We start from the raw sequence: 14,086 nt of genomic DNA, 5'->3' as shown, positions 1-14,086 counted from the left end.
ATACCTTCCATCAGATTGTCGACAATCCTACAGTCGGCGACAGCGGCGTCAACTCACACCGGCGCGGACCCGGACATCACACCCCCCGGCGGGCGACCCTTCTAGGCTGGGCGCCATGACCCCCGCCGACGACCTCTCCCCCGAGCTCACCGACGCCCTGCGCCGGGCCGCCGCGGCCCCCACCCTGGTGATCGCGTGCGACTACGACGGAACCCTGGCGCCGTTCGTCGACGACCCGACGCTCGCCGTCCCGGCGCCCGGGGCCATCGAGGCCCTCGAGCGGCTCGCCGGGCTGCCGCGGACCACCGTCGCCCTGTTGTCCGGCCGCAACCGCGCGGCCTTGGCCCAGGTCAGCGGCGCCACCGCACCGGTGGTCCTGGTCGGCAGCCACGGCTCCGAGTGGGAGGGCGGTTTCGACACCCCCCTCGACGACGACGAGCTCGCGCGGCTCGCCCGAGTGGGTTCCGCGCTCGAGGAGATCGTCTCGCACACCCCCGGCGCACACGTCGAGCCCAAGCCCACGGCCGCGGTCCTCCACGTCCGCCCCGTCGAGGACCCGGACCGGCGCCGCGCGGCGATGGCCGAGGCCATGGCCGGGCCCGCAGCCTTCGACGGGGTCTTCGTCACCGAGGGCAAGAACGTCGTGGAGATCGCGGTCCGCGAGGCGAGCAAGGGCGCCGCGATCGAGCGGCTCGTGGAGCAGACCGGGGCCGAGATCGCGATCTTCATCGGCGACGACGTGACGGACGAACGCGGCTTCGCACGCCTGCGCGAGGGGGACATCGGGGTCAAGGTCGGCGACGGAAAGACCGCCGCCGGTTACCGCGTCGCCGACATCCCCGCGGTGGTGGGGCTGCTCGCGCGCCTCGCCGAACTCCGGGGTTAGACCGGGGCCCTGATCGACCCCGGGGCCGGGGGCGGCATAGAATTAACGACAACGGTTCCCATTGCTACGAGAGCGGTCTTCGCCATGTCGTCACCCAGTCTGTCCCGCACGCCCCTATCGGCCCGGGCCGCGGCGCTCGCCGCCGCCGCGCTCCTCGGCGGGGCCGTCCTGACCGCCTGCGGGTCGGAGGACGGTTCCGGCGACGACGCCACCGCCACCGGACCGACCGTCGTCGCCTCCACGAGCGTGTACGCCGACATCGCCGAACAGGTCGCCGGCGGCAACGCGACCGTGGAGTCGGTGATCTCCGATCCGACCGCCGACCCGCACTCGTACGAGGCGAGCCCGGCCGATGCGGCCGCGGTCACCGGCGCGGACCTCGTGGTCTACAACGGTGCCGGGTACGACTCCTTCGTGGACCGGGCGCTGGAGAACGCCGGGGATGTGCCCGTGGTCCGGGCGGTCGACGAATTCGAGCGGGTGACCGGTGGGACGATCGCCGGCCACTCGCACGACGGTCACGACCACGGCGACGAACACGGTGCCGAGGACGGCCACGATGACGAGCACGGGCACGACGACCACGCGCACGACGACCACGGCACGACCGGCTCCCACGAGGGCCACGAGCACGACTCCGACACCAACGAGCACGTGTGGTTCAGCCTGCCCACCGCTGCCGCCGTCGCCGAGCGCGTGGCCGAGGAGCTGGCGGCGATCGACGAGGCCAATGCCGAGGAGTACCGCGAGAACGCCGACCGGTTCGCCGACTCCCTCGCGCCGCTCGAGGCCCAACTCGACGAGATCCACGACCGCGGGCACTTCCCCTACGCCCAGACCGAGCGGATCGGCGCCCACCTGTTCGACGCCGCCCACATGGTCGACCTGACCCCGCGCGGGTTCCTCGCCTCGATCGAGGACGACACCGACCCCTCCGCCGCCGACCTGTCCGCGATGCTCGACCTGATGTCCGAGCGGGAGGTCGCGTTCCTCGCGTTCAACACCCAGACCGAGACCTCCGTGACCGCCCGGGTGCGGGACGCGGCCGAATCGGCGGATGTCGCCGTCCTGGACCTCACCGAGACCCTCCCCGAGGGCCTGGACTACACCGAGTGGATGACGCAGATCGTCGACTCACTGTCCTCGGCGCTCGACGGCGCGACCCCGGTCGACGACGGCGGGCACTGACGACGGTGGACACGGACCAGGTGTCAGCCCACACCCGGGGCGGACCCGGCCCCGGGTCGGTCGTCTCCCTGGACTCGGTGACGGTCTCGCGAGGGGGGCGCACCCTCATCCGCGACCTCGACCTCGAGGTGGGGGCAGGGGAGTTCGTCGCCGTCCTCGGCCCCAACGGAGCCGGCAAGACGACGCTGCTCAAGGTGCTCCTCGGCGAACTCGCGCCCGATTCCGGCACGGTCCTCGTCGACGGACGCGCCGCGGGCGACCGCGGGACCCACCTCGGCTACGTGCCCCAGCAGAAGGCGTTCGACCCCGGGATCACCCTGCGCGGACGCGACCTGGTGGGACTCGGGATCGACGGCACCCGCTGGGGCCCGGGATGGCCGACGGGCCGCGGCGAGAAGCGCCGGGTGGTCGTCGACGCGCTGGACCGCCTGGGGGCGGGTCGCCTGGCGGACAAGCCCCTCGGACGCATGTCCGGAGGCGAGCAGCAACGTGTCAGGGTGGCTCAGGCCATCGCCTGCGATCCGTGCGTGATGCTCTGCGACGAGCCGCTCCTGAGCCTGGACCTCGCCGGCCAGCGCACCGTCGCCTCGGTCCTCGACCACCGGCGCCGCGAGCACGGCACCGCCGTCATCTTCGTCACCCACGAGATCAACCCGGTCCTGCCGATGGTGGATCGGATCGTCTACCTGGTGGACGGCCGTCACCGGATCGGCACCCCCGATGAGGTGTTCACCAGCGAGGTCATGACCGACCTCTACTCCTCACCCGTCGAGGTGTTGCGGGTTCGCGGGCAGATCATCGTGGTGGGCGACACCCAGCACCTGTGCGCCGAACCCTGGCCGGCCGGTCATCCCCACCACGACGACGCCCACCCCGCGCACGGAGCCTGAGCATGGACCGCCTACTCGAGATCGCCAGGTCGATCGCCGACACCGAGGTCACCGCACACCTGTTGCGTCAGGACTTCGTGATCTACGGTCTGGTGGCGATCGCGCTACTCGGTCTGTTGGCCGGGGCGATCGGGCCGTTCATCGTGATGCGGCAGATGTCGTTCTCCGTGCACGGGGCCAGCGAACTCGCCCTGACCGGGGCCGCCGCCGCCCTGTTGTTCGGCCTGAATCTCGGCCTGGGCGCGATCCTCGGATCGGTGGTGGCCGCGCTGATCTTCGGCCTGATGGGGACGCGCGCCTCCCAACGCGACAGCTCGATCGGTGTGGTGATGGCGTTCGGGCTCGGTATGGCGGTGCTGTTCATCCACCTCTACCCGGGCCGGTCCGGAACCAGTTTCTCGCTGCTCACCGGGCAGATCGTGGGCGTGTCCGAACACGGTGTGATCCAGATGGCGGTGGTCGCGGCGATCATCTGCGTCACGCTGGTCGCTCTCTACCGGCCGCTGGTCTTCTCCTCCGCGGACCCCGAGGTCGCCGAGGCCCGGGGCGTTCCCGTGCGCGCGCTCAACCTCGTCTTCGCGGTCCTGGTCGGGCTCGCGGCCGCCCAGGCGGTTCAGGTGGTGGGAGCGCTGCTCGTGCTCTCCCTGCTCATCACCCCGGCCGCGGCCGCCGCCGCGGTGACGTCGAGCCCCGGGCGGGCGATCGCCCTGACCATCGTGTTCGCCCAGATCGCGGCGATCGGCGGAATGCTGCTCTCGCTCGCCCCCGGCGTCCCGGTCTCGGTGTTCGTCACCACGATCTCCTTCGTCATCTACCTGGCGTGCCGGGCGGTCGCCGCGCTCCGGCGCTGAGCGCCGTCCGGCCCGTGTGACTACCGTCGGACGGGTGCCCGTCGATCCCGACCCTCACCGCGACCCCCGCTCCGCCGCCGCCGCCGACGACACCGTCGCCCCGTACGACCCCGTCTCCCCGGCCGACCGCGGCGCTGCGCTCGACGCGATCCGCGCCGCCTTCCCCGCCCTCGCCTGGGAGTCGTCGCAGTGGATCGACGAGGGCTGGGACCACGTGGTGGTGATGTGCCACGGCTGCCGCGGCGCCGACTCGCTCGGGCACCGGGACCTGGTGTTCCGGTTCCCCACGGACGAGCAGGCGCTCGCGCGTCTCCCCCACGAGGCAGCGGTCCTCGACCACCTCTCGGCCGGTGTCGACGCCGCCATACCCCGGTACACGCACGTCCCCCCGGACGGCGGATTCGCCGGGTACCCCCTGGTGTATGGGGACCGGCTCACCCCTGACCTGCTCCGTTCCCTGCCCACGACGGACAGGACGATGATCGCCGGCCAACTCGGGGCACTGCTCACCGCGCTCCACGGGGCCGACACGTCGGTCCCGCCGCTCGACCGGGTCCCGGACTCCTACCAACCCGAGAACCTGGACTTCGTGCGGGGGATCGTGGCCAACGACCTCCCGGCGGTGTTCACCGAGGACGAGATGCGGACGGCGCGGGAGATCTGCGACGAGGTCGCCGCGCTCCAGTCCACCCTGCTCCCGCGGGTCCTCCTGCACAACGACGTCTACGTGCGCCATCTCTACTGGGATGCGCGCACGTCCCCGGGCCGGTTGGGGCTCATCGACTTCACCGACATGTGCCTCGGCGACCCGGCGGTGGACTTCGCCGAACTGTACGAGTACGGCCCGCGTTTCGTCGACGAGGTGCTCGCGCGCTACGTCGGCAGGATCGACGAGACCTTTCTCGACAGGGCGTGGGCCTACCAGCGGTTCGCCGGGCTCTACATGATCGTCGGCCACCTCTACTACGGGGAGGAGACGTGGGAGTACGCGCGGGCGACGTTCGACCGCTGCCGGTCGCCACGTCGCCCGCTGGCCTGAGTGGGACGTGCGGGCCCCGTCAGCCCTTCACGCGACGCTGGCGGGCGAACTCGGAGAGCACCACTCCGGCCGCGACCGAGGCGTTGAGGCTCTCCACCCCGCCGGAGATCGGGATCGAGAGGATCGAGTCGCAGTTCTCGCGCACGAGCCGCGAGAGCCCCTTGCCCTCGGAGCCCACCACCACGACCGTGGGCCCGGTGCCGTCGTAACTGTCCAGGGTGGTGTCGCCGTCAGCGTCCAGGCCCACGAGCTGCACTCCGGACTTCGCCCAGTCCAGAAGCGTCCGGTTGAGGTTGGTCGCACGCGCGACGGGCAGCCGGGCCGCAGCGCCCGCGGAGGTACGCCACGCGACTGCCGTGATGGACGCACTGCGCCGCTCGGGGATCAGGACGCCGTGGCCGCCGAACGCGGCCGTCGATCTGATGACGGCCCCGAGGTTGCGGGTGTCTGTGATGTTGTCGAGGGCGACCAACAGCGCGGGGCTCGACGACCCCATCGCGATGTCGAGGAGGTCCTTGGGGTCGGTGTACTGGTACGGCGGCACCTGCAGGCCGATGCCCTGGTGCATGCCGTTGCTCGTCATGCGGTCGAGATCGGTGCGCGGCACCTCGAGGATCGAGATGCCCTTGTTGGCGGCCAGGTGCACGGCCTCGGTCAGTCGCTCGTCGGCCTCCGAGCCGACCGCCACGTACAGGGCGGTCGCGGGCACGCCGGCCCGGAGACACTCCACCACCGGATTGCGCCCGACCACGTATTCGGGGCCGTCGGCCTGCTTCTGGGCGTGCCGGCGGCGCTGCTGGGCCGTCTCCGCCTTCCGCGAGGCGGCCTTGGCCTTGCGGTGTGCGGAGTGATACGTGCGGTCCTCCGCCTTGGGCGTGGCCCCCCGGGCCTCGAGACCCCGTCGCCGCTGGCCGCCGGATCCGACGACCTGGCCCTTCTTGGTGCCGGTCTTGCGGATCGCCCCGCGTCGGCTCGAATTGCCCGCCATGTCAGTCCTTCCGATTGGCGAGCGACCATTTCTGGCCGTCCGCGGTGTCTGTCACCTCGACGCCGGCCGCGACCAGTCGGTCCCGGATCGCGTCGGCGGTGGCGAAGTCCTTATTCGAGCGCGCGATGTCGCGCGCCTCGAGTTCTGCGCGCACGAGCGAGTCGAGCGCGGTGGTCGCGGCGTCGTCGCCGCCGCCGGCGGCCACCCAGTGGGGGTCGAGGGGATCCACGCCCAGCACCGCCGTCATGGCCCGGACGGCCGACGCGGCGGACAGCGCCGAGTCGTGATCACCGGCGGCCAGGGCCGTGTTCCCCCTGCGCACCGCGCCGTGGATCTCCGCCAGCGCGGCCGGGACCCCGAGATCGTCGTCCATCGCCGCGGCGAATCCGTCGGTCCACTCGCCGACGGGTATCTCCGGGACGACCTCGGCCACGCGCCGGATAAAGGTCTCTATCCTGCGGTATCCGGCAGCGGCCTCCTGCAACGCCTCCGGTGAGTACTCGAGCATGGACCGGTAGTGGGCACTGCCGAGGTAGTAGCGCAGCTCGACGGGGCGCACCACGGTGAGGATGTTCGGGACGCTGAGGACGTTACCCAGCGACTTGCTCATCTTCTCCCCGGCCATGGTCACCCACCCGTTGTGCAGCCAGTACCGGGCGAAGCCGTCACCGGCCGCGTGGGACTGGGCGGCCTCGTTCTCGTGATGAGGGAACTGCAGGTCCAGGCCGCCGCCGTGGATGTCGAAGGTGTGACCGAGGTACCAGGTGGCCATCGCCGAACACTCGAGGTGCCAGCCGGGCCGGCCCTCTCCCCACGGGGTCGGCCAGCTCGGCTCCCCGGGTTTGGCCGCCTTCCACAGCGCGAAATCGCGGGGGTCTCGTTTACCCCGCAGGTCGGCCCCCTCGCCCTGGTCGACCTCGTCGAGCCGGTGTCCCGAGAGGTGCCCGTAGTCGCCTTCGGGGGCGGCCGACCAGGCCGCGACGTCGAAGTACACGCTGCCCTCGGCCGGGTACGCGTAACCGCGCTCGATGAGCCGCTCCATGTAGTCGATCATCTGGGTGACGTGTCCGGTGGCCCGGGGCTCCGTGGACGGCGGCAGGACGCCCAGCGCGTCATAGGCCCTGGTGAACTCCCGCTCGTGCGTGGCGACCCATTCCCACCACGGCCGCCCGTTCTCCGCGGCCTTGGTGAGGATCTTGTCGTCGATGTCCGTGACGTTGCGGACGAACGCCACGTCGTAACCGCATCCCAGCAGCCATCGGCGCAGGATGTCGAAGGCGACCCCCGACCGGACGTGGCCGATGTGCGGCACGGACTGCGGGGTGGCTCCACAGAGGTAGACCGACGCGTGACCCTCCCGGACAGGGGTGAACTCCCGGAGGGAGCGGGTGGCGGTGTCGTACAGCTGGAGCGTCACGGGGATCGAGTCTACCGGTGACGCCTCCTCGTGCCCGCTTCGTCAGCTCCGGAACAGCAGAGCCGTCGCCACCGCAGAGACCCCCTCGCCGCGGCCGGTGAAGCCCATCCCGTCGGTCGTGGTGGCCGAGACGGACACCGGGGCGCCGATGATCGCCGAGAGGGTGTCCTGGGCCTCGAGCCGCCGCGGGCCCATCTTGGGTCGGTTACCGACCATCTGCACGGCGGCGTTACCGATCGTCCACCCCTGGCCGGTCACCTCCGCCACCGCTTCACGCAGGAGACGCTCACCGGAGACGTCGTCGTACTCGGGGCGTCCGGTGCCGACCAGGGTTCCGAGGTCGCCGAGACCGGCGGCGGACAACAGCGCGTCGACCAGTGAGTGGGCCACCACGTCTCCGTCGGAGTGGCCCTCGCACCCGTCGTCGTCGGGGAAATGCAGGCAGGCCATCATGCACTTCTTGCCGGGTTGAACCTGGTGGGCGTCGGTGCCGATACCGACGCGGGGGGTCACGGGTCCGGTCACGGGACGGTCCTCCGGGTTCTCGCGTGCGTGGAACCCGTGCTGGTCACGGAGTTCCTCCTGGGCGCGCGCGTGGTCCGACGCGGTGGTGATCTTGAAGGCGAGCGGATCACCCGCCACGGTTGCCACCCTCCTGCCCAGCCGCTCCACCAGGCCGGCGTCGTCGGTGGCCACGTCACCGGCCGCATCGTAGGCCGCCAGCAGCACGTAGGGCGCGAAGCCCTGCGGCGTCTGAACGGCTCGGAGAGCTCCGCGATCGGGCGTGCCCACCACGTAACCGGCGGCGTCGACCTCCTTGACGGTGTCGACCACGGGGAGGACGGGGACCACCGCACCCTCGCCCGATCGGACCGCCTCCACCACCCGGAGGATCGGAGCGGCCGGGGTCAGGCAGCGTGCCGCGTCGTGGACCAGCACGACGTCGTGGACCGGCGACCCCGACCCCTCGAGGGTGGCGGTGAGGACCGCCAGACCGTTACGGACCGAGTCGGTGCGTTGCGGCCCGCCCACCGCAACGAGAACGAGGTGTTCGCCGGACCGGAGAGGCGCGAGCAGCAGCTCCGACTCCGCGACCCGGTCCTCGGGGACCACCACCACGACGTCGTCGACCGCCCCGCTCGCCAACAGACCGGAGACGGCCCGCTCGAGCATGGTCCGACCCGACAGCTCGACGAAGGCCTTGGGGACCCCCGCACCCAGGCGCAGTCCGGAGCCCGCCGCGGGAACGACGGCGGCCACCCTGCCCGTGGGGGGCGGGTGGCCACTGCCATCACTGAGCTCCTGCGCGGATCGAGTCACCCCCGCGGTCGCGTCAGGCGGGGGTGGCGGCGGACAGCACCTGCTCGAGGAGCTCGTCGGCGCGGTGCTCATCGGCGCGGTCGGCCAACGCGAGTTCGCCCACCAGCACCTGCCGTGCCTTCGCGAGCATCCGCTTCTCACCGGCGGACAGACCACGGTCCAGGTCACGACGCCACAGATCGCGGACGACCTCGGCGACCTTGTTCACGTCCCCCGAGGCCAGCTTCTCGCCGTTCGCCTTGTACCGGCGGGACCAGTTGGTCGGCTCCTCGGCGTGCTCAGTGCGCAGGACGTCGAAGACCTTGTCGAGCCCCGCCTCGTCGACCACGTCACGCACGCCCACGTACTCGGCGTTCTCGGCCGGAACCCGGACCGTGAGATCGCCCTGTGAAACCTTGAGGACGAGGTATTCCTTCTCGGTGCCCTTGACCGTCCGCATCTCGATCGCCTGGATACTAGCGGCGCCGTGATGCGGGTAGACGACAGTGTCGCCGACCTTGAACTCCATGAGTGGCTTTCCCCTTTCGACTGAGACATCTTAGCACGCCCTCAGCGCTGGGGTTTTCCGTTTGTGCAGGTCAGAAACCCGTACGGCGGGGGCGCCGCATCCGGGGGGTGCCGGGAGCGCACTCTGACGCCGGTCACGACCAGCCGTGGACTACGATGAGACCGGCCTGAGAACGACCATCCCCCGAGGAGCCTGACGTGACTTCACCGAACACCGGCCTGCGCCGCACCGCGCTCGTAGTCCTGGCCGTGGGTACCGCCGTCGGTTTGTCCGCGTGTGGCGCCGGGCAGGTCTCCCAGACGGCCAACCAGGTCGCCGCGGTGGACGGCGGGCAGGGTTCCGCGGGCGAGCTCCACGTCAACGATCTCGTGGTGGTCCTCCCCGAGGAGGGCGAGGCGCGTCTCGGGTTCGCCGCCTCCTTCACCGGGACCGGCATGGGCGAGTCGATCTCCCTCGACCGGATCGAGATCGACGGGATGGAGGCGCAGCTCGGCGAGACACAGCCGCTGGAACGCGGATGCTCCCTGATCGTCTCGCCGGCGGCCGACGTCGAGCCCGTCCCCGCGCGGGACGACCTCTGTGTCGAGCGCAGCACCGCCACGCTGCCCGACTCCGACGACCTCCGGATCGGGACCTCTGTACCCGCCACCGTGTCGTTCTCCAACGGCGATCAGATCGAGATGTCCGCCGCCGTCATCGCCGAGGTCCCGCCCAGCGACGAGTACACCCGCCCGGTCGAGACCCACGCAGAGGGGCACTGAGACGTCCGCCCTGGCCCCCCGCGCCACGGACGGGACCCCCGTCGACGCACCCGTCCGGGCCGTCCTCCGGCGCCTGTCCCCCGGCACCCCGCTGCGTGAGGCACTGGACCGCATCCGTCGCAGCGGCACCGGTGGTCTCATCGTGCTGGGCGATGACCCCGCCGTCAGGGAGATATGCGACGGCGGTGTCACGCTGGACGTCGAGTTCACACCGGCCAGGCTGCGCGAACTGAGCAAGATGGACGGAGCCGTGGTCCTGTCCTCGGACGGCGAGCGGATCACCCACGCCAACGTCCACCTCGTGCCCGATCCCACCCTGCCGGCGGTCGAGACCGGGACCCGGCACCGCGCGGCCGAACGGACCGCCCTGCACACCGGTGTCCCGTCGGTGGCGGTCTCCGCCTCGATGACGACGGTGACCGTCTACGCGGGCGGGCAGGCCCGCGTCCTGGCCGACCCCGTGGTCCTGCTGGCCCGGGCGGACCAGACGGTGGCCACCATGGAGCGACACGGCGCCCGCACCGCCCGGGCCCGCGACCGGCTCGACCGCGCGGAGCTCGGCGGGTACGCGTCCGTCCGCGACGTCGTGACGATGGCCCAACGGCTGGTCCGGCTGGACCGTCTGGGTGCCGAACTCGCCGAGCTCGCGGTGGAGATGGGCGAGTACGGGCGCCAGACCACACTCCAGCTCGAGGAGTTGCTGGCCGACACCCCGAACGAACTGTGGGGCCTCGTCGCCGACCACGTCGCGGTGGATCCCGCGGAAGGGAGCACGGTCCCCACCGCCGAGCAGGTGGCGACCGGGCTCGAGCGACTGGCGGCGCTGAGTGACGCCGATCTCCTCCTGCCCGGCCCCGTCGCGCGCTGCCTCGGCCTGCCCGCCGAGCCAGAGGACCTGGACGAGCACGTCACCGCACGTGGACACCGGATGCTCGCCCACATCCCCAGGCTCCGACCCGTGCAGATCTCGGCCCTGGTGGAGCGATTCGGCTCGGTGCCGGCACTGCTCGCCGCCGAACAGACCGACTTCGCGGACGTGGAGGGCGTCGGAGCCCTCTGGGCCAGGCACCTTCGTCAGTGGCTGACCGGCCTGGGGTCGTCCTAGCGCCGGGGTCGTCCCAGGGGCAGAGGGGCCCGCCGCCCGGGGTCAGCCTCCCTCGACCACGTTGAAGGTGGCCGCCGGGCTGAAGACGTTCCCGACCAGCGCGTACACCTGGTAGGCGCCGACCTCGACAGGGGTCCGGTCCGCTTCCGTGCAGGCGCCCTCCGCGGAACGGCGGCCGGTCCAGTCGATCTGGCGGGGCTCGGGCTCACCGGGGCGGAGCTCCACCTCGTCGTCCTCACGGGGGGTGGTGCAGTCGATGCTCGACCACACCTTGACGTTGGTGTCCAGACGGTAGACCTCGAAGGACAGCGGCGCCTCGGAGAGGTCGCGATCGCACGTGGTGTCGGAGGTGTTGAGGATGTTGACGAAGAACCGGACATCCTGCCCCACCGCGACGTTGGGCTCGGCGGGCCAGACCTCCAGGCTCAGGTCCTCGTCCGCGCACCGGCCCCGCGAGGCGCCGCCGTCGTCCCGGGTGGTCTCCGTGGTCGTGGTCTCGGTGGTGGTGGCCGGCTCGGCCGAGTCGACCTCGCCGCCGGTCGCCGAGTCCTGGGTGTCCGTGCCACTGTCCCTGGAGGCGAGGAAGAGTGCCAGCACCACGGCCAGGACCGCGACGACCGCTATGGCGACCGCGGCGACGCGGCGACGCACATAGACCTCGCGCGGAAGGGAGCCCTGGGGTTCGTGCACGGGTCCAACTCTAGAGCCGGGTCGGCGCCGCACCCGATCCCCCTCGCGGCGTGTCCCTAGACCGCGATCATCTCCTCACCCGGGCCGTGGGGGATGTCGTCGACATCTCCCAACACGCTGCGCAGGTACGCGTGGCCGTCGGAGAGCTTGTAGGTGACGCCGACGATGGCCAACCTCCCCTCGTCGATCCGGTCGCTGATGATCTTGGACCGCTGCTTGAGAAGTTGGCCGGTTTCGAGGACGTGTCGGGCCTCGAAATCGTCGATCGCACTGAGTCCCTCGCGACGCCCGTTGAGGATCGAGGGCGAGACCTTCTCGACGACGTCCCGCAGGAAACCGGGAGGGATCTCCCCGGTGTTGAGCGCGTCGACCGTGGCCTTGACGGCTCCGCAGCTGTCGTGGCCGAGAACCACGATCAACGGGGTCTCGAGCACGTGGACCGCGTACTCGATCGACCCGAGCACCGCCGAATCGCTGATGTGGCCCGCGGTTCGGATCACGAAGAGGTCCCCGAGTCCCTGGTCGAAGATGATCTCCGCGGCGACCCGGGAGTCCGAGCACCCGAAGAGCACGGCCTTGGGGTTCTGCGCGGCGACCAGGGTCTGGCGGTGCTCGGTATTCTGACCGGGATGACGCATCTCGCCCCCGACGAATCGATGGTTACCGTCACGGAGGGAGGCCCAGGCCTTGATGGGATCGGTATGAGGCATGACTCATATTGTGCACACCGCGGTCTGACGGGCGCACGGTGACCTCTGTCGACCCCTCTGCCCTGCTGTCCTGGTTCGAGCGCGCCGGGCGCCCCCTGCCCTGGCGCGGGCCGGAGGTCGGTGCGTGGGAGATCCTGCTCTGCGAGGTCATGAGTCAGCAGACCCCTGTCGCCCGCGTGGAGCCCGTCTGGCGGGCGTGGCTCGAGCGGTGGCCCGGCCCGGCCGAGCTCGCCGCGGCGCCGGCCGCCGAGGTCATCCGGATGTGGGGCAAACTCGGTTACCCGCGCCGTGCCCTCCGACTGCGGGAATGCGCGCTCGCCGTCGTCGAACAGCACGGTGGCGAGGTCCCCACCGACGTCGACGACCTGCTCGGCCTCCCCGGGGTCGGCGACTACACCGCCCGCGCGGTGGCGTGTTTCGCCCACGGCCAACGCGTCCCGGTGGTCGACACCAACGTGCGGCGGGTCGTCGCCCGGGCGGTGGGAGGGGCGGCCGAGGCGGGGCCGCCGTCCGCCCGTCGGGACCTCTCGGCGGTCGACGCCCTGCTGCCGCCGGGCCGCGAACGGGCGGTCGCCTTCTCCGTGGCCCTGATGGAGCTCGGCGCGTTGGTCTGCACGGCCCGGGCGCCGCGATGCGACGACTGCCCCCTGGCCCCGTCGTGCGCGTGGCTGGCCGCCGGTAGGCCCGAATGGGACGGGCCACGGCGCCGCACCCAGACCTTCGTCGGAACCGATCGCCAGGTCCGCGGACTACTCCTCGACGTCCTGCGCGACGGCGACGGCACGGCGGGACGGGACCGGCTCGACGCGGTGTGGCCCGATCCGGCCCAGCGCGAACGGGCTCTCGACTCGCTCGTGGCCGACGGGTTGATGGTGAGGGCCGGCGATATCTATTCCCTGCCGGGCTGACCGACCGGGATCGCCGCGACGAAGCGTAGGCTCACCTACATGGCCGTCGTCAAGATCAATGCCCTGTCCGTACCGAGTCAGGCCGGACCCGAACTGGAGCGTCGCTTCGCCGAGCGCGCCCACACCGTGGAGAACTCCCCCGGCTTCCTCGGTTTCCAACTGCTGCGCCCCACCGCCGGCGAGGACCGCTACTTCGTGGTGACCACCTGGGAGGACGAGGCGTCCTTCGCCGCCTGGCGTGATGGTGACGCCCGGACCGCCCACGCCGGCCAGCACGGCAAGCCCGTCGCCGAGGGGGCCACCCTTCTCGAGTTCGACGTCGTGCTGGACGTCGCACCGTCCGCCTGACGCCCGGCACCTCCGCCGGCGCACCCCGTCATCTCACGTGGACCGGATCGCGGAACAGCCGTATCCGATCGCCTTCGGCCTGCTCTTCGTCATCGTGATGCTGCGCGCCAACGCCACCTACTGGCTGGGCCGCGGCGCGCTGAGCGGCGGCAGGCTGAGCGACAGGGTCGCCCGCCACCTGGAGGGCCGGCACATGCAACGCGCGCAGAAACTGTCCGCACGCTACGGCGTGGTCGCGGTACCGCTGTCGTTCCTCACCGTGGGTGTGCAGACGGCGATCAATTTCTCCGCCGGGTTCACCCGCATGCCGCTGACCCGGTACCTGCCGGCGGTGGTGGTCGGCTGTGCGTTGTGGGCACTGCTCTACTCCACTGTGGGCATGGTCGGGTGGAGTGCGATCACCACCCTCTGGTCCACGGTCTCCTCCTGACCCGACCAGACGGTCCGACCGCACCGACCGACCGGTCACCCGACCGG

At 71.3% G+C, this 14,086-nt stretch carries 16 protein-coding genes and 1 pseudogene; 10 read left to right on the top strand and 7 right to left on the bottom strand.

Translation table 11 applies throughout. From position 1 onward, the window contains the following. Positions 1-115 precede the first annotated feature (115 nt). The 5 genes from otsB (at position 116) to CT688_RS02975 (ending at position 4,854) form a co-directional block, all read left to right on the top strand. Positions 116-886 carry a trehalose-phosphatase gene (gene otsB, locus CT688_RS02995; protein WP_107755703.1) on the top strand — a complete coding sequence of 257 codons (771 nt, stop codon included), beginning with the start codon at positions 116-118 and terminating at the stop codon, positions 884-886. A gap of 84 nt (positions 887-970) precedes the next feature. Beyond that, a complete protein-coding gene (locus CT688_RS02990) occupies positions 971-2,074 on the top strand; it encodes a metal ABC transporter solute-binding protein, Zn/Mn family (protein WP_107755702.1) in 1,104 nt (367 codons plus the stop codon). Between the two features lie 20 nt (positions 2,075-2,094). Continuing rightward, positions 2,095-2,964 carry a metal ABC transporter ATP-binding protein gene (locus CT688_RS02985; RefSeq protein WP_370446325.1) on the top strand — a complete coding sequence of 290 codons (870 nt, stop codon included), beginning with the start codon at positions 2,095-2,097 and terminating at the stop codon, positions 2,962-2,964. 2 nt (positions 2,965-2,966) lie between these two features. Beyond that, the gene (locus CT688_RS02980; RefSeq protein ID WP_107755701.1) at positions 2,967-3,815 is read left to right on the top strand and encodes a metal ABC transporter permease; all 849 of its coding nucleotides are present in this window, start codon (positions 2,967-2,969) and stop codon (positions 3,813-3,815) included. A gap of 34 nt (positions 3,816-3,849) precedes the next feature. Continuing rightward, on the top strand, positions 3,850-4,854 hold the full coding sequence (locus CT688_RS02975) for an aminoglycoside phosphotransferase family protein (protein ID WP_107755700.1): 1,005 nt from the start codon (positions 3,850-3,852) through the stop codon (positions 4,852-4,854). 19 nt (positions 4,855-4,873) lie between these two features. Here the strand turns inward: CT688_RS02975 and rlmB are convergent, their stop codons facing one another. From rlmB to CT688_RS02955, 5 genes and pseudogenes are all read right to left on the bottom strand, one after another. After that, positions 4,874-5,842, bottom strand: coding sequence for a 23S rRNA (guanosine(2251)-2'-O)-methyltransferase RlmB (gene rlmB / locus CT688_RS02970; protein WP_107755699.1), 969 nt, complete (start codon positions 5,840-5,842; stop codon positions 4,874-4,876). Between the two features lies 1 nt (position 5,843). Continuing rightward, positions 5,844-7,259: a cysteine--tRNA ligase gene (gene cysS / locus CT688_RS02965; protein WP_107755698.1), complete on the bottom strand. Its 1,416-nt coding sequence runs from the start codon at positions 7,257-7,259 to the stop codon at positions 5,844-5,846. Between the two features lie 42 nt (positions 7,260-7,301). Further along, positions 7,302-7,784 carry a 2-C-methyl-D-erythritol 2,4-cyclodiphosphate synthase gene (ispF, locus tag CT688_RS17620; protein ID WP_231750576.1) on the bottom strand — a complete coding sequence of 161 codons (483 nt, stop codon included), beginning with the start codon at positions 7,782-7,784 and terminating at the stop codon, positions 7,302-7,304. Positions 7,785-7,829: 45 nt separating this feature from the next. Next, a pseudogene (gene ispD, locus CT688_RS17615) lies at positions 7,830-8,579 on the bottom strand (2-C-methyl-D-erythritol 4-phosphate cytidylyltransferase); the annotation flags it as partial. Positions 8,580-8,592: 13 nt separating this feature from the next. Continuing rightward, positions 8,593-9,087: a CarD family transcriptional regulator gene (locus CT688_RS02955; protein ID WP_017835982.1), complete on the bottom strand. Its 495-nt coding sequence runs from the start codon at positions 9,085-9,087 to the stop codon at positions 8,593-8,595. Positions 9,088-9,284: 197 nt separating this feature from the next. Here CT688_RS02955 and CT688_RS02950 point away from each other — a divergent pair, with 197 nt between their 5' ends. Together CT688_RS02950 and disA are read left to right on the top strand one after the other, a co-directional pair. Further along, the gene (locus CT688_RS02950) at positions 9,285-9,848 is read left to right on the top strand and encodes a hypothetical protein (protein ID WP_107755696.1); all 564 of its coding nucleotides are present in this window, start codon (positions 9,285-9,287) and stop codon (positions 9,846-9,848) included. 10 nt (positions 9,849-9,858) lie between these two features. Further along, positions 9,859-10,953: a DNA integrity scanning diadenylate cyclase DisA gene (gene disA, locus CT688_RS02945; RefSeq protein ID WP_107757969.1), complete on the top strand. Its 1,095-nt coding sequence runs from the start codon at positions 9,859-9,861 to the stop codon at positions 10,951-10,953. 42 nt (positions 10,954-10,995) lie between these two features. Here disA and CT688_RS02940 read toward each other — a convergent pair whose 3' ends face one another. Both CT688_RS02940 and CT688_RS02935 read right to left on the bottom strand, forming a co-directional pair. Next, positions 10,996-11,643 (bottom strand): hypothetical protein, encoded by a 648-nt coding sequence (locus CT688_RS02940; protein WP_107755695.1) that lies wholly within the window; start codon positions 11,641-11,643, stop codon positions 10,996-10,998. A gap of 56 nt (positions 11,644-11,699) precedes the next feature. Further along, complete coding sequence (locus tag CT688_RS02935) at positions 11,700-12,353, bottom strand: carbonic anhydrase (RefSeq protein WP_107755694.1); 654 nt, start codon at positions 12,351-12,353, stop codon at positions 11,700-11,702. Between the two features lie 38 nt (positions 12,354-12,391). Between CT688_RS02935 and CT688_RS02930 the strand changes: the two genes are divergently transcribed. From CT688_RS02930 to CT688_RS02920, 3 genes are read left to right on the top strand one after another with little or no spacing between them, the layout of a single operon-like run. Then, the gene (locus CT688_RS02930; protein ID WP_107755693.1) at positions 12,392-13,261 is read left to right on the top strand and encodes an A/G-specific adenine glycosylase; all 870 of its coding nucleotides are present in this window, start codon (positions 12,392-12,394) and stop codon (positions 13,259-13,261) included. Between the two features lie 39 nt (positions 13,262-13,300). Continuing rightward, a complete protein-coding gene (locus tag CT688_RS02925; protein WP_017835976.1) occupies positions 13,301-13,609 on the top strand; it encodes an antibiotic biosynthesis monooxygenase in 309 nt (102 codons plus the stop codon). A gap of 37 nt (positions 13,610-13,646) precedes the next feature. Beyond that, positions 13,647-14,039, top strand: coding sequence for a DedA family protein (locus CT688_RS02920; RefSeq protein ID WP_107755692.1), 393 nt, complete (start codon positions 13,647-13,649; stop codon positions 14,037-14,039). Positions 14,040-14,086 lie beyond the last annotated feature (47 nt).

The sequence above is a fragment of the Dietzia sp. JS16-p6b genome (assembly GCF_003052165.1).
In the GTDB taxonomy this organism is placed as follows: Bacteria; Actinomycetota; Actinomycetes; order Mycobacteriales; family Mycobacteriaceae; genus Dietzia.
The sequence above is the reverse complement of the archived record's forward strand: the minus strand, read 5'-3'. Positions and strand labels throughout refer to the sequence as shown.

Bases quoted from the DNA above. Each gene is read 5' to 3' on its own strand.
- CT688_RS02990 (WP_107755702.1), top strand. From the start codon at position 971: ATGTCGTCACCCAGTCTGTCCCGCACGCCCCTATCGGCCCGGGCCGCG.
- CT688_RS02925 (WP_017835976.1), top strand. From the start codon at position 13,301: ATGGCCGTCGTCAAGATCAATGCCCTGTCCGTACCGAGTCAGGCCGGA.
- otsB (WP_107755703.1), top strand. From the start codon at position 116: ATGACCCCCGCCGACGACCTCTCCCCCGAGCTCACCGACGCCCTGCGC.
- CT688_RS02980 (WP_107755701.1), top strand. From the start codon at position 2,967: ATGGACCGCCTACTCGAGATCGCCAGGTCGATCGCCGACACCGAGGTC.
- rlmB (WP_107755699.1), bottom strand. From the start codon at position 5,842: ATGGCGGGCAATTCGAGCCGACGCGGGGCGATCCGCAAGACCGGCACC.
- CT688_RS02955 (WP_017835982.1), bottom strand. From the start codon at position 9,087: ATGGAGTTCAAGGTCGGCGACACTGTCGTCTACCCGCATCACGGCGCC.
- CT688_RS02935 (WP_107755694.1), bottom strand. From the start codon at position 12,353: ATGCCTCATACCGATCCCATCAAGGCCTGGGCCTCCCTCCGTGACGGT.